Source organism: Halorussus sp. AFM4, assembly GCF_051194995.1.
Taxonomy (GTDB): Archaea; Halobacteriota; Halobacteria; order Halobacteriales; family Haladaptataceae; genus Halorussus.
This window is the reverse complement of the sequence record NZ_JBNTJT010000004.1, coordinates 469537-490063: the sequence shown is the minus strand read 5'-3', so window position 1 is coordinate 490063 and position 20527 is coordinate 469537. Positions and strand designations below refer to the sequence as shown.

Annotated in this window: 21 protein-coding genes and 1 other RNA gene; 12 read left to right on the top strand and 10 right to left on the bottom strand. The window is 71.1% G+C overall.

Translation table 11 applies throughout. The annotated features are described in order from the left end of the window. Positions 1-121 precede the first annotated feature (121 nt). Positions 122-643 carry a hypothetical protein gene (locus ACQUQF_RS19885; RefSeq protein ID WP_435180880.1) on the top strand — a complete coding sequence of 174 codons (522 nt, stop codon included), beginning with the start codon at positions 122-124 and terminating at the stop codon, positions 641-643. A 115-nt stretch (positions 644-758) separates the two neighbouring features. Beyond that, complete coding sequence (locus ACQUQF_RS19880; protein WP_435180879.1) at positions 759-914, top strand: hypothetical protein; 156 nt, start codon at positions 759-761, stop codon at positions 912-914. Between the two features lie 64 nt (positions 915-978). Here the strand turns inward: ACQUQF_RS19880 and ACQUQF_RS19875 are convergent, their stop codons facing one another. Together ACQUQF_RS19875 and ACQUQF_RS19870 are read right to left on the bottom strand one after the other, a co-directional pair. After that, entirely contained in the window at positions 979-1284 is a 306-nt protein-coding gene (locus tag ACQUQF_RS19875; protein ID WP_435180878.1) for a HalOD1 output domain-containing protein, read from the bottom strand. Positions 1285-1300: 16 nt separating this feature from the next. Continuing rightward, positions 1301-2113: a TrmB family transcriptional regulator gene (locus ACQUQF_RS19870; RefSeq protein ID WP_435180877.1), complete on the bottom strand. Its 813-nt coding sequence runs from the start codon at positions 2111-2113 to the stop codon at positions 1301-1303. A 509-nt stretch (positions 2114-2622) separates the two neighbouring features. On the opposite strand from ACQUQF_RS19870, the gene ACQUQF_RS19865 reads away from it, so the two are divergent. The 5 genes from ACQUQF_RS19865 to ACQUQF_RS19845 all read left to right on the top strand — a co-directional run bounded on the left by ACQUQF_RS19865 (position 2623) and on the right by ACQUQF_RS19845 (position 6580). Next, positions 2623-2985: a DUF7344 domain-containing protein gene (locus ACQUQF_RS19865; protein WP_435180876.1), complete on the top strand. Its 363-nt coding sequence runs from the start codon at positions 2623-2625 to the stop codon at positions 2983-2985. Beyond that, positions 2973-3179, top strand: a complete 207-nt coding sequence (locus ACQUQF_RS19860) for a hypothetical protein (RefSeq protein ID WP_435180875.1) — start codon at positions 2973-2975, stop codon at positions 3177-3179. The genes ACQUQF_RS19865 and ACQUQF_RS19860 overlap by 13 nt, the downstream gene beginning before the upstream one ends. A 138-nt stretch (positions 3180-3317) precedes the next feature. Then, positions 3318-4769: a single-stranded DNA binding protein gene (locus ACQUQF_RS19855; RefSeq protein WP_435180874.1), complete on the top strand. Its 1452-nt coding sequence runs from the start codon at positions 3318-3320 to the stop codon at positions 4767-4769. Between the two features lie 190 nt (positions 4770-4959). After that, positions 4960-5391, top strand: coding sequence for a histone family protein (locus tag ACQUQF_RS19850; RefSeq protein WP_435180873.1), 432 nt, complete (start codon positions 4960-4962; stop codon positions 5389-5391). A gap of 169 nt (positions 5392-5560) precedes the next feature. Next, positions 5561-6580, top strand: a complete 1020-nt coding sequence (locus ACQUQF_RS19845; RefSeq protein WP_435180872.1) for a histone deacetylase family protein — start codon at positions 5561-5563, stop codon at positions 6578-6580. 4 nt (positions 6581-6584) lie between these two features. On the opposite strand, the gene ACQUQF_RS19840 is transcribed toward ACQUQF_RS19845, so the two are convergent. The 3 genes from ACQUQF_RS19840 to rnpB form a co-directional block, all read right to left on the bottom strand. Further along, a complete protein-coding gene (locus tag ACQUQF_RS19840; RefSeq protein ID WP_435180871.1) occupies positions 6585-6962 on the bottom strand; it encodes a hypothetical protein in 378 nt (125 codons plus the stop codon). A 48-nt stretch (positions 6963-7010) separates the two neighbouring features. After that, positions 7011-9542, bottom strand: a complete 2532-nt coding sequence (locus ACQUQF_RS19835) for a heavy metal translocating P-type ATPase (RefSeq protein ID WP_435180870.1) — start codon at positions 9540-9542, stop codon at positions 7011-7013. 417 nt (positions 9543-9959) lie between these two features. Further along, an RNA gene (gene rnpB / locus ACQUQF_RS19830) (RNase P RNA component) lies at positions 9960-10372 on the bottom strand. A gap of 218 nt (positions 10373-10590) precedes the next feature. Between rnpB and ACQUQF_RS19825 the strand changes: the two genes are divergently transcribed. Further along, the gene (locus ACQUQF_RS19825) at positions 10591-11193 is read left to right on the top strand and encodes a TIGR00296 family protein (RefSeq protein ID WP_115798671.1); all 603 of its coding nucleotides are present in this window, start codon (positions 10591-10593) and stop codon (positions 11191-11193) included. Between the two features lie 46 nt (positions 11194-11239). Here the strand turns inward: ACQUQF_RS19825 and ACQUQF_RS19820 are convergent, their stop codons facing one another. Together ACQUQF_RS19820 and ACQUQF_RS19815 are read right to left on the bottom strand one after the other, a co-directional pair. Further along, a complete protein-coding gene (locus ACQUQF_RS19820; RefSeq protein WP_435180869.1) occupies positions 11240-12391 on the bottom strand; it encodes a nicotinate phosphoribosyltransferase in 1152 nt (383 codons plus the stop codon). A 116-nt stretch (positions 12392-12507) separates the two neighbouring features. Then, the gene (locus tag ACQUQF_RS19815) at positions 12508-13974 is read right to left on the bottom strand and encodes an Hvo_1808 family surface protein (RefSeq protein WP_435180868.1); all 1467 of its coding nucleotides are present in this window, start codon (positions 13972-13974) and stop codon (positions 12508-12510) included. Positions 13975-14127: 153 nt separating this feature from the next. Between ACQUQF_RS19815 and ACQUQF_RS19810 the strand changes: the two genes are divergently transcribed. Both ACQUQF_RS19810 and ACQUQF_RS19805 read left to right on the top strand, forming a co-directional pair. Further along, complete coding sequence (locus tag ACQUQF_RS19810) at positions 14128-14700, top strand: cysteine hydrolase family protein (RefSeq protein WP_435180867.1); 573 nt, start codon at positions 14128-14130, stop codon at positions 14698-14700. A 90-nt stretch (positions 14701-14790) separates the two neighbouring features. Then, positions 14791-16068, top strand: a complete 1278-nt coding sequence (locus tag ACQUQF_RS19805) for an MFS transporter (protein ID WP_435180866.1) — start codon at positions 14791-14793, stop codon at positions 16066-16068. A 3-nt stretch (positions 16069-16071) separates the two neighbouring features. On the opposite strand, the gene ACQUQF_RS19800 is transcribed toward ACQUQF_RS19805, so the two are convergent. Next, positions 16072-16947: a hypothetical protein gene (locus ACQUQF_RS19800; RefSeq protein ID WP_435180865.1), complete on the bottom strand. Its 876-nt coding sequence runs from the start codon at positions 16945-16947 to the stop codon at positions 16072-16074. Between the two features lie 55 nt (positions 16948-17002). Between ACQUQF_RS19800 and ACQUQF_RS19795 the strand changes: the two genes are divergently transcribed. Together ACQUQF_RS19795 and ACQUQF_RS19790 are read left to right on the top strand one after the other, a co-directional pair. Further along, on the top strand, positions 17003-17707 hold the full coding sequence (locus ACQUQF_RS19795; RefSeq protein WP_435180864.1) for a lipoate--protein ligase family protein: 705 nt from the start codon (positions 17003-17005) through the stop codon (positions 17705-17707). 446 nt (positions 17708-18153) lie between these two features. Beyond that, positions 18154-19461 carry a dihydroorotase gene (locus ACQUQF_RS19790; protein ID WP_435180863.1) on the top strand — a complete coding sequence of 436 codons (1308 nt, stop codon included), beginning with the start codon at positions 18154-18156 and terminating at the stop codon, positions 19459-19461. Positions 19462-19890: 429 nt separating this feature from the next. On the opposite strand, the gene ACQUQF_RS19785 is transcribed toward ACQUQF_RS19790, so the two are convergent. Next, positions 19891-20049, bottom strand: a complete 159-nt coding sequence (locus ACQUQF_RS19785) for a hypothetical protein (RefSeq protein ID WP_435180862.1) — start codon at positions 20047-20049, stop codon at positions 19891-19893. A gap of 100 nt (positions 20050-20149) precedes the next feature. Then, positions 20150-20527, bottom strand: coding sequence for a DUF7268 family protein (locus ACQUQF_RS19780; protein ID WP_435180861.1), 378 nt, complete (start codon positions 20525-20527; stop codon positions 20150-20152).

Here is a 20527-nt window from a genome sequence, read left to right as displayed (position 1 = left end):
ACGTTGGCCGGTTCTACTAATAGGGGTTACGGTATGGCGGCGGGGTGGCACTGGTGCGCAGACTCAAACGGGAATTTTTCCATCCGTGGGTACTTTGAAATAGGAGTCCGTGCGTCGTCACATGGAACGACGCGAACTGCTCGCCCGGTTCGGCGCGGTCCTCGGCGCCCTCGCGGTCGGCGGCTGTCTCGGCGACGGGAACCGGCCCGGCGGGGGCGGCGAGACGACCGCGGACGAGACGACCCACGACGGGACGACGACCGGCGAGACCACGAGCGGAGGAGGGACGGCGCTGACCGACTCCGGACTGGAAGTCACCGACGCGGGCTGCGAGACGCCGAGCAACGACGCAAGTATCGAGTTCGCGTCGGACCGCGGCTCGGTCGTCGTCACCGGAACCGTCCGCGCGCCGGACCCGTGCCACATCGCGGAGCTCGCCGACGCGAGCTACGACCCCGAGACCGGGACGCTCGACGTGACCGTGGCCGCGGTTCGGGCCGACGGGACCGAGGCCTGCGCCGAGTGCGTCGCCGCGGTGTCGTACGAGGCCACGTTCGCGTTCGCGGGCGGACTGCCCGCGACCGTGACGGTCGTCCACGACTCGATGGGCGAGTCGACGACGGTCGCGACCGCGGAGTCCTGACGTAGACGGCGTCGCGACCGGATCGCCGGCGGTCGCCGCGGCGTCCTCGGAGACGGTTCTGTCGTCACCCGGATATGAGTTAAACCTATTAGCACGCGAGGAGATGGTCAGAAACATGGCAGAGCGCCGGGACCGGGAGACGGCGATACGGGAACTCAAGGCCGCGCTGGACACCGACGAGCGCGACGAGAAGAACTTCCACATCCGCCAGGCCCTCCAGTACCTCGAACTCGACGGCGAGGGCGATTCCGGGTCGAGTGTCGAGAGCTGAGACGGAGCGCACTCGCGGCGGCGCCCGCGGTGTCGGTCTGGCGGACGCCCGCCGAGCGTCCGCGTCAGTCTTCGGCCCGGACGAGGAGGCGCCGGTCGCTGAACACGGTCACGGCGTAGCCCTCGTACGAGAACGAGACTCGCCCCGCTCGCCGCGCGGTCCCGGCTCCCCGTCGCCGGAACAGCCCGTCCAGCGCCTCGGGGTCTATCGCCGCGTGGAGGGGGTCGAGCGCCCCCGGTTCCGCGCCCGTGAGCTCTCGTATCGCCGCCGGAACCGCCTCGCTCGGGGGCGTCTCCGGGTCGTAGGCGACGCGGTAGCTGTCCGTCTCGGGATCGCGATCGACGATCTCGATGTCGGCGTCCGAGTTCATCGTGCCGGGGCCGTCGTTACTGACTGGGATCGCGGAACGGGAGCAGTCCGGTCGCCATCAGCCGGCGCGTGATGACGACGAGGCCGTTCTGGAAGCCGCGGCCGAAGATGGCCTTCTCCTCGCCCGAGGTCGTGTCGACGGAACTCAGCAGTATCGTGTCCTCGTCGACCAGCAGCATCCGGCCGATGGCCACCTCGTCCTCGCCGTCGGCGTGGAGCCACTCCAGTTCCGACACGAACACCTCCGCGCCGGGGATTCGCTCACGGAATTCGTCGTGTAGTCCCGCGGTGACAGTGCCGATGATGACGTCGGCGCGGTCGGCGCACTCGGTCAGCGCCTCGACCAGTTCGTCGGTCACCAGCGACTCGTCGCTGATGACGAACACGACTTCGGTCTCGGTGTCGTCGAGCAGCTGGAGCGTCCGACTCGTGATCCCGTCCCGGCCCGAGAGCGACCACACCTCGTGGGTCACCGGTTCGTCGGCGGTGTCGGCCGGTTCGATGGCGTCGAGCGTCTCCTGGAGCTCGTCGATGCGCGACTCGTACTGGCGCCGGAGCGTCTGGGCGGCCTCCTCGAGCGGGACGCCCCGGTACTGGCGGGGGTTGCTGTGCTGGATCTCGACCAGCCCCTGCGCCTCCAGCACGCGGATCGCGTCGTACACCCGCGTCCGGGGGACGTCAGCGATCTCGCTGATCTCTTTGGCCGTCGCCGTCTCCACCTGCGTCAGCGCGACGAAACACTTCGCCTCGTACTCTTTGAGGCCGAGTTGCTGGAGCAGTCCAGCGGCCTCTTTTTTTTTTGTCGGTCTCAGCCATAGTGTCCCAACCACCGGGGCTGACCCGGAGATACCGGAGGTAGTGACTCGCGGCGTTTAGTCGTTGTCTTACTACGGCCCGGGAGACCCGCCGAACGCGAACGCTAGGCAGTCGCTTCGCCGTCGAACGCCTGCAACGTCGGTGGGCGACGATGCACCGGACCGTTAACCCAGTTAATCACACAAACTACATAGGTCGGGCTCTCGAAATCGAGACCGGCGCGCGGCAGGACGTGTCCCAACCACCAATCGCCGCGCGCCCGACCCGCCTCAGGCGGGTTTCAGGCGTCCGAGGAACGGACGTCCGCCGGAACGACGCGCCGTCCGTTCGGCGCGGACGCGCAGTTACGGACAGCCTGCTGTCGCGGTCTTCTCTATTTACATGTGAGTAATCGAGTGAACAGCTCGTACCGAGGGTAGGGAGCCTGTACCCCACAGATCGAATACCGGTGCGTCGGTCGTCATCAATAGTCGCGGTGCGGGATAACGGCAGACAAATGGGAAACGGAGCCTGTACTTACAACGTGCGAAGAACGATGGAGGGCGAGGCCGACCGGCTGGACCGGGACCTGGAGGCGCTCGCCAGTCGGAAGCGCCGGAAGGTGCTCGAACACTTCCTGACCGCCGACACGGAGGTGACGACGCTGGAAGTGTTGAGCTGCAAGCTCGCCCGGCTGAACGTCGGCGACGGCGGCGACGGTCCGCCGCCGACCGAGCGCGCCAGGACGGAGCTCCACCACGTCCACCTCCCGAGGCTGGCGGACCGCGGGCTGGTGGAGTACGACGCCGAGTCGGGGACGGTCCGGTACCGGTCCGACGAGCGCGTGGAGGTGCTCGTGCGGACCCTGGCAGAGTGGGAGACTTGTGACGATACATGCGAGCGGTAAGTACGGTTCAGGCACGGGAGGCCGAGTCCGGTTCGTATCACTTCGCGCCCGACGGCGAGGACCGGAGCCCGTGCGGCGCCGTGAACGCGGAGAGTCCGTTCGCGGCCGACGCACACCGCGTCCTCGGGGCCGAGGTGGCGGAGCGGCTGGGCCACGAGGTCTGCCGGCGGTGCGAGTCCATCGCGGACCCGTAGGGGCCGTCACCGAGAACCGGCGTGACGGCCGATCGCCCGTCGCGAGCGTTTATATCCGAGGGGCGGACCAGAACCGCTCACTGTGGCGTACCGACACAGACATACACCAGCAACCACAACCAGTCTTCGAGAAACACCATGGGCGCGATAGAGGACGTTTACGCCGACCTCGACGCCGACGTCTCGCTGGAGGAGTTCCGCGAGGCGGTCGAGGAGAAGGTCGAGCAGATGGGCGGGCTGGCCGACGAGGAGACGGCCGCGATGCTCATCGCCCACGAGCTGGACGAGGAGGGCGGCGAGGTCGAGAGCGTCGCGGACATCGAGCCGGGCATGGAGGAGGTCAAGTTCGTGGCCAAGGTCGTCGGCGTCGGCGACGTGCGCACGTTCGAGCGCGACGACGAGGACCGGGAGGACGGCCGCGTGCTCAACGTCGAGGTCGCCGACGAGACCGGCTCGGTCCGGATCACGTTCTGGGACAAGCAGGCCGACGCCGGCGAGGACGAACTCGAGGTCGGCGACGTGCTCCGCATCGCGGGCCGCCCCAAGGAGGGGTACAACGGCGTGGAGGTCAACGTCGACCAGGCCGAGCCCGACGACGAGACCGACATCGACGTCCAGGTTCAGGACACCTACCGGGTCGAGGACCTCTCGCTCGGTCTCTCGGACGTGAACCTCCGCGGGAAGGTGCTCGACACCGACTCCGTCCGGACGTTCTCCCGCGACGACGGCTCGGAGGGGAAGGTCGCCAACCTCAAGCTGGGCGACCCCACCGGCCGCATCCGGGTCACGCTCTGGGACGAGCGCACCGAGGCCGCCGAGCGGCTCGACCCCGGCGTCTCGGTCGAGGTGGTCGACGGCTACGTCCGGGAGCGCGACGGCGACCTGGAGCTCCACGTCGGCAACCGCGGCGCGGTCGAGGAGATCGAGGAGGACGTCGAGTACGTGCCCGAGACCGCCGACATCGCCGGCCTCGAGATCGGCGACGTGGTCGACGTCGGCGGCGTGGTGCGCTCCGCGGACCCCAAGCGCACCTTCGACCGCGACGACGGCTCGGAGGGCCAGGTCCGCAACATCCGGGTCCAGGACGAGACCGGCGACCTCCGGGTCGCGCTCTGGGGCGAGAAGGCGGACAAGGAGATCGCGCCCGGCGACGAGGTCCAGCTGGCCGACATCGAGATCCAGGACGGCTGGGAGGACGACATCGAGGGGTCGGCCGGCTGGCAGTCGACCGTGACCGTCCTCGGCGAGGCCGGCCCCGGCGCGGCCGGCGGCGACGCCGGCGACGGGAGCGCGGGCGGGGGCGGCGAGACCGGACTCGACGCCTTCGGCGGCGACGGGGACGCCGACGGCGGCACCGGCGACTCGACCGCCTCGACCTCCGGGTCGGCCGGCGCAGACGGCGACGCCGAAAGCGACGGCGAGTACGTCGAGTTCACGGGGACCGTCGTCCAGGCCGGCGACCCCATCATCCTCGACGACGGCGAGCAGACCGTCAGCGTCGAGTCGAGCGCCGACGTGACCCTGGGCCAGAAGGTGACCGCCCGGGGCGAGCTCAGCGACGGCACCCTCGACGCCGAGGACGTGTTCTAGTTCTCGAAGGGCGCTGTAGCGCGTCTCGTCCGCGTTCTCCCGTTCGCCGGCCGTGGACTCGCGGGGCGGACCGGCGCCGAGGCGGACCCGTCCTCGCGGGCCGGTCGTGAGCGCCGGCAGCGAGACGGCCGCACATCCCTCGAAACGCTCTTTGGAAAGAACTAAGGGAGCGAGATTCCCGGAATCAGGTATGAGCGTCGAGCTGCCGTTCGCTCCGGTCGACACGATCATCAGACGGAACGCGGGGGACCTCCGGGTCAGCGCGGACGCCGCCGAGGAGCTGGCCCGGCGCATCCAGCGGCACGGCGCCGAGCTCGCGGTCGACGCGGCCGAGCGCGCCACGCACGACGGCCGGAAGACGCTGATGAGCCAGGACTTCGGCGTCGAGCAGGTCGTCGACAAGGACGAGCTCGAACTCCCGGTCGCGCCGGTCGACCGCATCGCGCGGCTCGACATCGACGACAGCTACCGGGTCGCGATGGACGCCCGGATCGCGCTGGCCGACATCCTCGAGGACTACGCCGACAACGTCGCCAGGGCGGCCGCCGTGCTCGCGCGCCACGCCGACCGCCGGACGGTCAAGGCCGAGGACATCGAGACGTACTTCGAGCTGTTCGAGTGAGGTCGACCGCGCCGGTCGCGCGAGGGCGCCACCCCAATCACCGAGGGGGCGCGTCCGGGTCGGACGCGGACGGAACGGTCGGAAGGAGCGAAGCGGTTAAATTCCGCTGCGTTCGATTGGAACACGTGCTACCAACTACCGAGTGGTCGGGGACGGCCGACGCCTAACTATGAACTTCGGCTACAGCGAGGACTGTCTCTCACACGACACGGGCGAGCGCCACCCCGAGAACCCCGACCGGCTCCGGGCCATCAGGGAGGGGCTGGCGCGCAAGCACGGCGTCGAGTACGTGAGCGCCGACCCGGCCGACCGGGCCAGCGTGGAGGCGGTCCACGACGCCGACTACGTCGCGGAGTTCCGAGAGTTCTGCGAGTCGGGCGGCGGCAACTGGGACCCCGACACCGTCGCGGTCCGGGCCACCTGGGAGGCCGCGCTCCGGTCGGCCGGGCTGGCCCGGTGGGCTGCCCGGGCCGCGCTCGGCGGCGACGACGGCCGGGACACCCCGTTCGCCATCGGGCGACCGCCGGGCCACCACGCGGTCGAGGACGACGCGATGGGCTTCTGCTTCTTCAACAACGCCGCGGTCGCGGCCCGCCACGTCATCGAGGCCGACGACGTCGACGCCGAGCGCGTCGCCATCTTCGACTGGGACGTCCACCACGGCAACGGGACCCAGGACATCTTCTACGACGCCGGCGACGTCTTCTACGCCTCGTTCCACGAGGACGGCCTCTACCCCGGCACCGGCGAGACCGACGAGACCGGCGACGGCGACGGGGAGGGCACGACCCTCAACGTCCCGCTGCCGGCGGGCGCGGGCGACCCCGAGTACCGCGACGCCTTCGACGACTTGGTCGCCCCGGCGTTGCGCGCGTTCGACCCCGACCTGCTGCTGGTGAGCGCGGGGTTCGACGCCCACCGCCACGACCCCATCTCCCGGATGCGGGTCTCGACCGACGGGTACGGCATGCTGACCGACCGGGTCCGGTCGCTCGCCGACGGGACCGGCGCGGCGCTCTCGTTCGTCCTGGAGGGCGGCTACGGCCTCGATACGCTGGCCGAGAGCGTGGCCGAGGTCCACGAGACGTTCGACGGGAAGCGACCCCTGACGCCCGACGGGGACGCCGACGAGGACGTCCGGGAGCTCATCGAGGAGATCCGGCAGTCCCACCCGGCGGTAGAGGGGTGAGGACTCAGTCGAAGCGGTCGCGTATCGCGTAGAGGTAGCCGACGAACAGTATCGAGAGCGCGAACGGGACGTCTTTCTCGGCGAGAGTCGCCACTCCGACTGCGACCTGGACCACGGAGAGCAGAGCCGAGACGACGTGAAGGACGACGAGAGTCGCCCACGCCCAGCGCTTCAGTCGCCAGAGGTGGTACACGACGTAGAGCGCGACGACGGGGACGGGAACGAGGAGCCACACGAGCAGCCCGAGTCCGAGGGCCGGGAGGAGGACCAACACGAGAGTCCACGCGACCGCGTAGAGCCCGACGTAGAGCGTGAGACCCAGGGGACGGTCCTCCTCGGCGGACTCCGTCCCACGCCGCTGAACGGGGGCCGACTCGTCCACGAGTGCGGACACGACAGCACCCGGGAAAACTCTTGTTCCCTCTCCGACCTATTCTTCGGGCTCGACGCGCGCCAGCCGCATCGCGTTGCTCGTCACGCCGAGGCTCATCCCCATGTCGCCGACGACGATGGCCACCGCGACCGACACCAGGCCGAGGGGCGCGCCCACTGCCAGCACCGCCTTGACCGCGAGGCTGGCCCAGATGTTCTGGCGGATGACCGCGTTGGCCTTCCGCGAGAGCCGGTAGAGGTACGGCACCTTCGAGAGGTCGTCGCCCAGCAGCGCGATGTCGGCGGTCTCGATGGCGGTGTCGGTGCCGGCCGCGCCCATCGCCACGCCGACCGTGGCGGCCGCCAGCGCGGGCGCGTCGTTGACGCCGTCGCCGACCATCGCGACCGAGCCGTGGCGGTCGGCCAGTTCCTCGACCGCCGCGACCTTGTCCTCGGGGAGGAGCTCGGCCCGGAACTCGTCGACGCCGACCTCCTCGGCGACCGCGCGGGCGGTGCCCTCGTTGTCGCCCGTGAGCATCACCGTCTCCAGCCCGAACTCCCGCAGGCGGGCGACCGTCCGCTTCGCGTCGGGCCGGACCTCGTCGGCGATGGCGATGACGCCCTCGAGTTCGTCCTCGGTGCCGACCAGCACCACCGTCTTGCCCTCGCGCTGGAACCGCGGCACCACGTCGGCGAGCAGGTCGAGGCAGTCCTCGCGTCCCTCGCACCGGCTGTCGGCGGCGTCGGCCAGGGTCGCGCCACCACCGTCCGTCACCCGCTCGCCCCCGTCGGTCGAGAGGTGGACGTGGTCCAGATCGAAGCCCAGCTCCTCGAACAGCGCGGGCTTGCCGGCGTAGTGAGTCACGCCGTCGAGGTCCGCCCGGACCCCCTTGCCGGTCAGGCTCTCGAAGTTCTCGATGGGCCGGTCGTCGTGGTCGCTGTCGTCGTCGTGGGCCGCGCCCGTCTCGTGGGCGTGCTCGACGATGGCCTCCGCGATGGGGTGCTCGCTCCGGCGTTCGAGGTCGTGGGCGCACCGCAGCAGGTCGGCCTCGTCGGTCCCGTTGAGCGGGACCGCGTCGGTCACCGCGAGCTCGCCCGCGGTCAGCGTCCCGGTCTTGTCGAACGCCACGGCCGCGACCCCGCCCATCGACTCGAGGTGCGGGCCGCCCTTCACGAGCACGCCGTTGCGGGCCGCGCTCGTCACGCCCGAGACCACCGAGACGGGCGTCGAGATGACGAACGCGCAGGGGCAGGCCACCACCAGCAGCGTCAGCCCGCGGACGAACCACTCGCGGAACGGCGCGTCGAGCAGCAGGGGCGGCCCGAAGGCGGTCAGCAGCGCCCCGACCACGATGACCGGGGTGTAGTACGACGCGAACGTCTCGATGAACTGCTCGCTGTCGGTCCGGTCGCGCTGGGCGTCGCCGACGAGTTCGACCACCTGCGAGAGGGTGGTCTCGTCGGCCTCTGCGGTCGCCTCAACCTCCAGATACCCCTCCTCGTTGACGGTGCCGGCGTACACCTCGTCGCCGGCCGACTTGTCGACGGGGACGCTCTCGCCGGTGATGGGCGCCTGGTTCACCGCGCTGGTCCCCGTCAGCACCTCGCCGTCGACCGGGATCTTCTCGCCGGGACGGACCGCGACCGTCTCGCCGACCGCGACCGCCTCGACCGGGACGGTCTCCTCGTCGCCCCCGCGCTTGACCGTCGCGGTGTCGGGCGAGAGGTCCATCAGCTCCCGGACCGAGTCGCGGGCCCGGTCCATCGAGAACCGCTCGAGCAGCTCCGCGACGCTGTACAGCACCGCGAGGGTCGCGGCCTCGAAGTAGAGGCCGACCGCCACCGCGGCGACGACCCCCGCGCCCATCAGCAGGTCGATGTCGAGGCTCAGGTTCTTCGCCGAGTAGTAGCCGTTCCGGATGATCTCCTGGCCGGCGACCCCTGCCGCCAGCAGGAGCAGCACCGACGAGGCGTGGAACGCCCGGCCCAGCGCCGAGAACAGCAGGGGGTCGGCGCTCGGCAGCAGGAACTCAAGCACCAGTCCGACGACCATGAGCGCGCCGCCGGTCCAAGTCTTGAGTGCACGCGGGCTCGTCCAGACCTCGCTCGACTCGGCCACGCCCGGTCCGCCGTCGTCGGTCGCGTCGCCGCCGGCGTCCGCGACCTCGTAGCCCGCGCCCTCGACGGCCGCCGCGACGCGCTCACCGTCGGCGTCGCCGGTCACCACCACCTCCCCGGTCGCGGGCCGGGTCTCGATCGACTCGACGCCCTCGACGCCGTCGAGCGCCTTCTCGACCTTCCCCGCGCACGACGGGCAGTCCATCTCGGGCACCGAGAGCCGGCGCTCGGCGCCGCCGCTCGCGCCGTCTTCGACCGCGTAGCCGGCGGCCTCCACGCGCTCGCGGACGGCCGCGTCGTCGGCCGCTCGCTCGTCGTAGGTGACGGTGAGCGTGCCGGTTGTCGGTGCCGGGTCGACGTCGCGAACGCCGTCGAGCCGCTCGACGCTCGCGGTCACCTTCCCGGCGCAGGAGGGACAGTCCATCTCGGGTACCGAGAGGCGGACGGTCCGCTCGCGCTCCTCGCTCGTCATTGGTCGTCAGTAGTCGCCGAGGAGTTATTAATCGCACTGTCAAAGGGCCGGGCCGGAGTAGGATTCCTTAACAACTCGAACGAACGCGGTTAACAACGATCGTGGTAATCTCCCGTTCAGTTCCGTTTAAGCGCACATTTACGCCAGCACGGAACAGTTCACGAGCGTTCATTGCGTTACGGACCGGTCGCAAGCGCGAACAATGACGAACTGTGTGTCCGACTTATTGTGAAAGACCCCCAAGTAGCAGTCGATGAGCGCCATCGAAATGGGGACGGGGATGAGCACCCTGAAGATCGGGGCCGCGGTCACGGTCCTCGCCGCGGAAGTGCTCGCCGCACTCGCGCTGCTGGTCGTCGCGTTGGGGTAGCGCACGGAGAACCAGAAGCGACACGCGCCGCTGATCGAGCTGAGAGCGGCTGAGGGGAGTAAGCCCCCTTCTGTTCGTCCGAGTATTCGGCTGAGCGTCCGCGCCGTCGTCCGGGCTACCTTGACGGCCCGGAGCGCCACCGCGGCGCCCCGGACCGCGGCGCGGACTTGCACCGGCGAGGTTTCGCCGTTCCATCCGTTCTCTCCCGTCGAGTCGCGTCCCAGCGGGGCTGGAACGCATCCCTCGGTGGGTTAGCTCCCCGTTCCTTTGCTCGGCGTGAGCCTTCTTGGGTCCGGGTTCGCGCACCTCATCGGTCGGGGAGAGGGGTCTCGTTTCTGTTCCAGAGCCAGCGGTCTCCCGCTCCGGACTTGCGTCCGGTCGCCCGCCCGGACGGTGGGGGGACTTTCCTCACGCGGACGCCGGCGAGCGGCGTCCCCGCGGGAACTCGGCTCCCTCTGCCGCTCGGAGGTAGTGGCCGCCGCGGTTTAAGGAGTTCGGTGACGCGAGCCCCAGCACCCGCGGAAAGGCGGCGTTACCGCGGTTCGAGGCCGGGATTACCCCGACTGAAGGACGACGTTACCCCGTGGCAAGCCGGCCCACATGAAACGTAGCGGGACGTTTCTACGTTTAGTATTGAAGGGAAGACTTGAAGGTGCTACCCGCCCAAGGGGTTGCTGTATGGCACAGGCTCAGGCAGTAACTCTCTCCTACGAGGACGGCACGCGGGCCGTCGAGCTCGCACGCGAGTCCGTCGAATCCTACGTCATCAACGGGCAGCGCGAACAGCCCGGCAGCATGCGCGAGGCGTTCTACAACCGGACCGGCGTGTTCGTCCGGCTCTCGTCGACGCGCGGCCGCGGCCGCCTCCGGGGATGTGACGGTGCCTACGAGGGCACCGACCAGCTCGGTCACCTCATCGTCGACTCGGCGATCACCGCCGCCAGCGACACCTCCTGCGGCTCCGAGGTCGAGGAGGCCGAGCTCCCGAACCTGAAGATCTCGGTCTGCGTCGTGCGAGACACCCAGTTCTCGGAGGACCCCGTGGAGGACATCGAGCTGGGGACCCACGGCGTCGCCATCGAGGGCCGGGGCTCGCACGCGTGGATGTACCCGACACTCCCCATCGAGAACGAGTGGAGCGTCTTCGAGTACCTCGACCGGACCTGCCGGAAGGCCGGCCTCCCGAAGGGCGCCTGGGAGGACGACGACGTGATGGTGACGCTGTTCGACGGCCAGGTCTTCTGCGAGCGCGAACCCGAGGGCACCGTCGAGGAGCTCTAGAGCGGGTACTTCTCCGCAGTTTCGACCCGGTACGTCGTTCCGCCGGCTATCCGTCTTCTCTGAACCCGACCAGCACTGCGTCTTCGAGCGCGCGCTCGGCGGCGTCGTCGACGTCGAACTCCCGGACGATCTCCCCGTCCCGGAGCAGCGGCTCCAGCAGCGGCTCGCCGTCCTCGGGGGCCGCGCGGTCCGCGAGCCCGACGTGGTGGCCGCCGTCGGGCGTCCGGAACGCCTGCTTGACCCCCGAGAGCTTGCCGCGCTTGGCGACCAGATCGCCGTCCAGCTCCACGATGTCGAGCGCGAAGTCCAGCGGGTCGGCGTTGCTGACGTGGCCGCCGACGCCGAAGCCGTCGGCGACGTCCCGCAGCTCCCGGAGGTCGTCGGGGCCGAGCCCGCCGGAGACGAAGATGTCGACGTCCTCGTACCCGCGGGCGTCGAGCTCCCACCGGACCTCCCGGACGATGTGGCGGAAGTCGCCGCGGCGCGAGCTGGTGGTGTCGAGCCGGACCCCGTCGAGGGCGTCGCCCAGCGCCTCGGCGGCCCGGATGCTCTCGTCCTTCTCGTCGGAGTAGGTGTCGCAGATGGCGATGCGCGGGACGTCGGGGTCGACCGCGTCGTCGAACGCCTCCCACGCGGTCTCCTGGTCGCCGAACGCGATGACCAGCGCGTGGGGCATCGTGCCGCTGGCCTCCCGGCCCAGCACCTCGCCCGCCGCGACGTGCGAGAAGCCGTCGAGGCCCGCGACCAGCGCGCCGCGCTCGACGACGGGCGCGATGGCGGGGTGGACGTGGCGCGCGCCGAAGCTGAGGACCGAGGAATCGGGGGCGGCCCGCCGGGCCTCCAGCGCCGCGGTGGCGATGCCGCTCTGGTGGGAGAGGAACCCGAGCAGCGAGGTCTCGTACCGCGCGAAGTCGAGGTAGTCGCCCTCGATGCGCATCACGGGCCCGCCGTCGAACAGCCGGCCCTCGCGCATCGCGTCGACGTCGACCGGCAGCCCCTCCAGCAGGCGGGCGGCGTCCTTCACGCCCGCCAGCAGGTCGAACTCGCCGGTCGGGAACTGGTCGCGGGTCACCTCGGCCACGACGCGGGGGTTGCGGTCGGCGGCCTCCAGCGTCTCCTCGGTCCGCAGGAAGTAGGCGTCGGTCGCGGTGCCGTCGCGGACGGCCTCCTCGGACACCACGTCGAACCGGTCGCTCACCGCCACCACCTCTGGACGTTCATGGCCGGACGTTCCGTCGCGCGGGCGAAAAAGGTCCCGCTTGGCGGTCATCCGCGGCGGCCGCCCCTGCGGCGGCCGCTCGCAGCCGCGCCGGGTCAGTTGGTGGGCGCCGCGCCCGCCCGGACGTTCGAGAGCGCCGCGACCGTCGGCGCGTTCACGACGACGACCGTGTCGCCGCGCTGCTGGACGTAGAAGGCGTCTGCGAACCCGTTGCCCCGGATGCGCCAGGTGTTCGCGCGGCCGTCGACCTCGGTCGCGTTGTTGTACCGGAGCAGCTGGCGGTAGCCGCCGGCGAACTCCCGGGCGTCCTTCCGCGAGTCCCAGACGGTCTTCCAGACGTAGCCGGTCTCGTTGGCGCCGGCCGACTCGCTGGCGTAGACCGCGAGCTTGTCACCGTCCCACCCGGCCGAGTAGGTGCTGTTGTAGTTCAGCGGGTCGAAGCTCCGCAGCTGGTTCGACCCCTGCTTCCGGTTGAAGAACCGCTCGGCCGGGATTATCTGGGTCCGGCCCTGGCTGTCGTAGTAGGGGTACATGAACATCGCGAAGATGCCGGCCTCGCCGACGCTGCCGTAGTTCGGGCGGCCCTCCGGCTTCAGCCGGCTCCAGCCCTCACTGGTCCGGTCGCGGACGCGGAACTCGGCGGGCGCGTCCTCGCCGTACTTCTCGGGGTGGATGACCTGCTCGGTGCTGGCCGGCGGGTTCGCGTACACGTCGTTGACGCCGGCCCAGCCGCTCCGGTTGCGAACGCTCCGGACGAACGGCGGCCCGTCGCTGTAGGGCTGGTACTTGATGAGGTACGGGCCGATGTTGGCCAGCCCGCCGCCGGCTCCGGAGCCGCCTCCGGGGGTCTGGCACGTCCCGTTCCAGGCGGCCCGGCACCGCTTCGAGTAGCGGTGCTGGACGTAGTTGGCGTCGCCCTCGATGAGACCGTCCTTCGCGTTGTGGAGTTCGCGGGTCGACTGGTTGAGGTCGCCGAGCCCGAACCGCTGGTCCTGGACGGCGTGGACGAGCTCGTGGGCCAGCGTCAGCTCGTCGAGTCGCGGCGCGCTGGCGTTGCCGGCGTCCGCGACGACCACGATGGAGTCCTTCCCCGGGCTGTAGAAGCCGCCGATCGAGGAGCCCGAGTTGCTGCTCTGGACGCCGACGGAGTCGGTCGACTCGTCGATCATGAACAGCGCCTCGTACTTCGCGTTGTCGAACGTCCGGCGGGTCTGGGTCATCGACCGGCTGCTCCGGTTGCGCCGGAACTCCTCGCGGGTCACGATCTCGACCGGGACCCGGGTCTCGAACTCGAGCCTCCGGATCCGCTCGACGCGGGCCATCGACCGCGAGACGGTCGCGTTGAGCTCGGTCGCGTTCAGGCCGTCGTCGGGGGTCACCGCGACGGTCTCGTTGTACCAGTAGCCCGCCTCCCAGCCGAGGCGGTCGGACGGGGGATCGGGGGGCTCGACGACCGATCCGCCGGCGTCCGCCGTACCGGTCGTCGTTCCCGTGCCGGGGGCCTGCGAGCAGCCCGCGACGACGAGCATCAGCACGACCGCGATAGCGATAGTCGTACGCATTTACTGTGACCCGTACGTGGGACCACAGGGCCAAAAACTTCCTGATGAGCCGGTGAAAACATCCCGGAGTCGGAGGCGCGGCGGCGCCCGCGGGACCCCACCGGCCCCGCGGACCCGGAAAACGTTTTCGGCCGCGAGCCCGTAGGTCCGGACATGAGCTTCGACCCGGAATCGACGGCGGTCGTGGTCGTGGACATGCAGAACGGCTTCTGCCACCCCGACGGCAGCCTCTACGCCCCCGCGAGCGAGGAGGCCATCGACGACGTGACCGACGTCGTCGCGACGGCCCGCGAGGCGGGCGCGTCGGTCGTCTACACCCGCGACGTCCACCCGCCCGAACAGTTCGAGGACGCCCACTACTACGACGAGTTCGAGCGCTGGGGCGAGCACGTCCTCGAGGGCTCGTGGGACGCCGAACTGGTCGACGACCTCGACGTGCGCGACGAGGACCACGTGGTCGTGAAGCACACCTACGACGCCTTCTACCGGACCGACCTGGAGGGGCACCTCGACACCCACGGCATCGACGACCTGCTGCTCTGCGGGACCCTGGCCAACGTCTGCGTCCTCCACACCGCGGGGAGCGCGGGCCTCCGGGACTACCGGCCGGTCGTGGTGGAGGACGCGCTGGGCTACATCGAGGAGGACCACCGCGACTACGCGGTCGAGCACTCGGATTTCCTGTTCGGCGAACTCACGACGAAGGACGAGATCGCGTTCGAGTGAGCGGAGCGCCGTCCCGTTTCTCGCCGCGAGTCGCGGCGTGCAGTCGACCGGTACTGCCTACTTGCCGGCCGTGCTCGGTTCCGGCGGCCCATGTTCGGCGGCCTCCGGCGGCGAGCGGCCCGACGCGTCCCCCACTACGGGTGGGTGGTCGTCGCGGCCTGCTTCGCGATCACCCTCGTCGTCTTCGGCCTCTCGTACTCGTTCGGCGTCTTCTTCGAGCGCATCCTCGCGACCTTCGGGGCGTCGCGCGCGAGCACGTCGGCGGTCTTCGCGGTCCAGACGTTCGTCGTCTACGTCGGGGCCGCGGCGGTCGGCGGCGTCGTCGACCGGGTCGGGCCGCGGGTCCCGACCGCGATCGGCGCCGGCCTCCTCACCGTCGGCCTGCTCGCCACGGCGCGGGCCGACTCGCTGCTCGGGGTCGTCCTGGCCTACGGCGTGGTCGCGGGGCTCGGCCTGAGCGCGCTCTACGTGGTGGCCTACGCCACGGTCCCGCGGTGGTTCGACCGGCGGCGCGGGCTCGCGGTCGGGGTCACCACCTCGGGGCTCGGTATCGGCATGCTGGTCGTCGCGCCGCTGGCGGCCGCGTCCATCCGGCGGGTCGGCTGGCGGGCGACCTACCTCGCGCTGGTGGCCGGGTTCGTCGCCCTGCTCGCGGTCGCCGCCGCCTTCGTCGCCCGCGACCCGACCGACGCCGGGATCGAGACGGACGCCGGCGGGGAGGTCCGGGCGGAGGTCGCTGACGGCGGCCCGGGTCCGGACTCCGACCCGGGCCCGTGGCGCGAGCAGGCCGGCGCGGTCGCCGACGTCGCCCGGACCCCGGCGTTCGGCCTGCTGTTCGCCGGCTGGGTCTGCACCTACGCCGCGCTCTACGTCCTGTTGACGCACGGCGTCGCGTTCCTCGGCGCCAGCGGCTTTCCGCGCTGGGTCGGCGCGTGGACCATCGGCACGGTCGGCGGAGTGACGAGCCTCGCGCGCCTCGGCGTCGGCTACCTCTCGGACCGCCTCGGCCGGGCCCGGGTGTTCGTCGCCTGCTCGGCGACGATGGGCGTCGCCACGCTCGGGCTGACGGTCGCACCCACGCCGGCGCTCGTCCTCGGGTCGGCGGCGCTCTTCGGCGTCGGCTACGGCGGCAACGGCGCGCTGCTCTCGCCGCTGACCGCCGACCTGTTCGGCACAGAGAATCTCAACGCTGTGTTCGGCCTGATGTCGGCGGCGTTCGCTGTCGCGGGGCTGGTCGCGCCCACCGCCGCGGGCTACGTCGCCGACACGCAGGGCACCTACGCGCCGGCGTTCGTCGCGAGTGGGCTACTGGCGCTCGTCGGCGCGGGGCTGGTGGCGGGGGCGGCCCGGGTGGCGCCGGAGGTGTGAGTCCTATCGCTCGGACTCCACGGCGACTTCCACGCGCTCGCCCACCTCGAACGCCGCGTCCGGACAGACCAGCTTCGCGCCCAGCGCCTCGCGCGCGAAGAACAGTGAGAGGCCGGTGATCGGCGTCCCGTTCGCCCGTACGGTCACGTCGCCCCACGTCACGGTCCGACCGTCGGCGGCGCCGACCCGCCGACCAACGAGCGAGACCGCGGTCGTTCCCTCAGCTCCACCGAAGAGGCCACCGCCGTCGTAGTGAGGCACGCCGCCGTCCAGAATCCCGGCGCCACTGTCCGCAGCGATGCCGGCGAAGCGATCGCCCGGCGCGGGGTGGTCGGGCGCGTCGAGGACGGCGTAGGTGTCGCCGGTCGCGACGACCGTCCCCCGACCGTCCCACGCGACGCCGGCGAGGTCGAGCGCCGGGTCGAGTTCGACGGGGAGCGACCCCGAGGCCCGGTAGGGGTCGGCGTCGCGCGACCGGAAGCCCAGGTGGATGTGGTTGTCGACCCACGGCGCGAAGAAGCCCGAGCGCACCAGCTCGCCGAGCGAGTCGCCGACCGCCACCTCGTCGCCGGGGTCGACCGCGGGGTCGACGTGGAGGATCCGCGCGAGATGGTCGCCGGTGTCGACGACGACGAGGTGGTCGTGCTCGACGGCGTAGTCCTTCGGCGGCGCCGAGACGGTCCGGGTGGCGACGACCTCACCGGCGACGGGGCTCGGCGCGGCGGTCTCGCGGTCCTCGTCGCCGTCGCCGGATTTGCGCCAGTCTCCCCGATGCGGATACAGGTCGATCGCACACCCCTCGTCGTGGGCGGCGTACGGCGAGTTGTACAGCGAGAACCGGGGGAAGCGTTCCAGCAGCGCCGGGCCGACGGTGACCATCGTCCGCGTCTCGGAGACGCGAGGGTTTAGGTACTCCGGATGCGAAGGCCCCGCCATGCGCGTACTCCGGGGCCGGGCGGCGAGTCGGGCGGCCGACCGCGACGTCGTCGCCGGGATGCTCGAGCGGGCGGCCGACGACGGCGAGGCGGCGGTCCGGGCGTGGCGGCCCCACCGCCAGCTCGCGTTCGGGCGGCGGGACTCGCGGGCCGACGACTTCGACGTGGCGAAGAAGGTCGCCGCCGCCTGCGACTTCCCGCCGGTCGAGCGGTCGGTCGGCGGCCGGGCGGTCGCCTACACCGGCAACACGGTCGCGTTCGCGAAGGTGGTTCCCCTGGACGACATGCGGGTCGGGATGGACGAGCGCTACGAGTCGGTGACCCGGGCGGTCCAGCGCGCCCTCTGGCGGCTGGGCGTGCCGGCCTCCCGGGGCGAGCCCGAGGCGAGCTTCTGCCCGGGCGACTACTCGCTGCGCCACGGGGGCAAGCTGGTCGGGGTCGCCCAGCGCGTCCGGAAGAACGCGGCGCTGGTCTCGGGCGTGGTCGTCGTGCGCGACCACGAGGAGATCGCGGACGTCCTCGACCCGGTGTACACCGCGCTCGAACTCCCCTTCGACCCGGCGTCGGTCGGGAGCCTCGCCGCGGCCGGCGGCGAGACCGACCCCGAGGCGGTCGCCCGCGGGATCGAGGCGCTGCTCGTCGGCGACGCCGACCCGGAGGTCGTCTCGGTACCGGACCTCGCCGACGCCGAAGCGGCCGACTGACGGACTCTCGGCGGCGGCTGCCGGCTGCGGTCCAGGTCATCTCGCTCGATGACGTAATCCACAGATAGCGCCCGGTGACACAGACCACCGGAACGCGCCAGGCCCCGCAGCCACCGTCGGGCGGGACTGAAAGGGGCCGGTCGCTCGACTGGCCCCCGGCGACGCAAGCACCGGAGCGAGGGAGCGAAGCGACCGAGCGAGGAGCGCAGCGAGTGCTCCGCGAACGGAGTGAGCGGAACTCGGCGAGACGAGCGCAGCGAGTCCCGCCAGACGCGGGTCGTCGAGCGACCGGGGGCTTTCGAGGAAGGGTCAGCCGTTGCTGTCCCGTACCCAGAGCACCGGTTGCCCACGACCGCACTCGTCCCGAGACCACCACAGACTACAGAATCCCCTAGTCGGCGAATCGGGACCCTTAGGACGCCCACCCCCGAACCCTCCGACCACGAATGCTCACCATCCAGAACGCGACGCTGGCCGACGGCCGCGAGGTCGACGTGCGCGTCGACACCGACGCGGGCCGCATCTCGGGGGTCGGGTCGACGCTGACCCGCTCGGGCGACACCATCGACGCCGACGGCAAGCTGCTGCTGCCGGGGATGATCGACGCCCACGTCCACTTCCGCCAGCCCGGCTTCGACCACAAGGAGACCTGGGAGACCGGCAGCCGGTCGGCCGCGGCGGGCGGCGTGACGACGGTCGTCGACCAGCCCAACACCGAGCCGCCGACCGTCGACGGCGAGGCGTTCGACCGGAAGGCCGAGCTGGCGGCCGACTCCTACGTCGACTACGGCATCAACGGCGGCGTGACCGCGGACTGGGACCCCGACGGGCTGTTCGACCGGCCCGTGCTGGCGCTCGGCGAGGTGTTCCTCGCGGACTCGACCGGCGACATGGGCATCGAGGAGGCGCTGTTCCGCGAGGCGGTCGAGCGCGCGACCGACGCCTACCGGGTCGTGACCGTCCACGCCGAGGACGCCGACCTGTTCTCCGAGGAGGCCCGCGAGCGACCGGGCGACGATTACGACGCCTGGAGCGCCTACCGCACCCCCGAGGCGGAGGTCGCCGCGGTCGAGCGCGCGGTCGAGATCGGCGAGGCGGCGGGCGCCCGACTCCACGTCGCCCACACCAGCACGCCCGAGGGTGTCGACGCGGCCAAAGACGGCGGCGCGACCTGCGAGGTGACGCCCCACCACATCTTCCTCTCGCGGGAGGACTACGACGACCTGGGCACCTTCGGTCGGATGAACCCGCCGCTCCGGAGCGAGGAGCGCCGGGCGGCGCTCTTCGAGCGCGTCGCCGACGGGACCGTCGACCTGGTCGCGACCGACCACGCGCCCCACACCCGCGAGGAGAAGGACGCGGGCATCTGGGACGCCCCGAGCGGCGTGCCGGGCGTCGAGACGGCCCTCCCGCTGCTGCTCGAGGAGGCCCGGAAGGGCGACCTGAGCTACGAGCGCGTCCGGGACCTGACCGCGGCCAACCCCGCCGACGTCTTCGGCCTGACCCGGCGCGGCCGGGTCGAGGAGGGGCTGATGGCCGACCTCGTGCTCGTCGACCCCGACGACTCCCGGGAGATCCGCGGCGAGGAGCTCCACTCGAAGTGCGGGTGGACCCCGTTCGAGGGGATGCGGGGCGTCTTCCCCGAGCTGACGATGGTGCGTGGCAACGTGGTCTGGGAACGGGGCGGCTCGGACGACGGCGACGTCGCGGACGCCGAGTTCGGCGACCCGGTCGGGACGAACGTCCGGGAGTGAGGACGACCGAGGGCGCGCGGCGGAAGCCGACGAACGACAACCGCCGGGCGATAGCCGGCGCAATAATTCGAAGTATCTCCACATCCCGCGGCCATCGAACGACGTTCGTCTTGTTTTGCGACCGGGAATGGAAATAGTTGCCCCGAAGGGTGTCGTTATGTGTACAACCACCGTAGCAAGTCGTGTCGGCGAACCCCCGCCGACTGACGCACCGCCACTCGAACGACTACCAACCAGAAGGGTACTCGTCCGCCAACGGAACCTTCGACGGGGACGCTTGCTCGGCCTCTCCCGTCGTCACTTTTGACCGCCGACCTGCGGGACCGCACCGGCGCGAGACGGAATGCGTCCGGCGAGCGCGCAGTCGTTCGCGGTGAAGTACACGCCGCTGACCGACGGCGCGACCACCGGAGTCGATACGCCGGAGGATCAGGCGACGCCGTCGCGGATCACCGGCGCGAACGCGTACCAGAGCGCGCTGACCGCCAGCAGCGCCGCGAACACCCGACCGGTCTCCTGGAGCGTCTGCCAGACGATGATCGCCGCGCCGATCGCGAGGGCGACGGCCTGGCGCGTGAACTCGTTCATAGCTGACAGTACGGCGACCGACAGTTAAATCCAACCGAATCGCCCGGCCGGGCGCGGCGTCGAGCGGCCCGGCGATACCGGGTCCGCGCCGGCGCTCGGGTCACGCCACGCTGCCGACGACCACCGTCGCCAGGCTCGCGCCGGCCATCCCGCCGACGCCGACGCCGCCCAGGACCGCCATCGCCTGCCGGGAGTCGGCCGCCGACCAGTCCGACCGGCCGCCGAGGTGGCGTTGAAAGCTCTCGATGCCGCGGCCGGCGAACACGGTCCCCGACCACCCCAGCAGCGAGAAGCCGAAGACCAGCGCCCCGACCGCGAACACCGTCTCGCTGGCGAGGTCGACCGGTTCGCCGGCGGCGACGAGCGCCACCAGGCCCAGGGCGCCGAGGCCGGCGCCCAGCAGCGTCGCGCGACCGACCTCGCGGGCGCGCTGGCGGAGGACCGAGCCGTCGCCGGCCGTCGAGTCGGACGGGGCCAT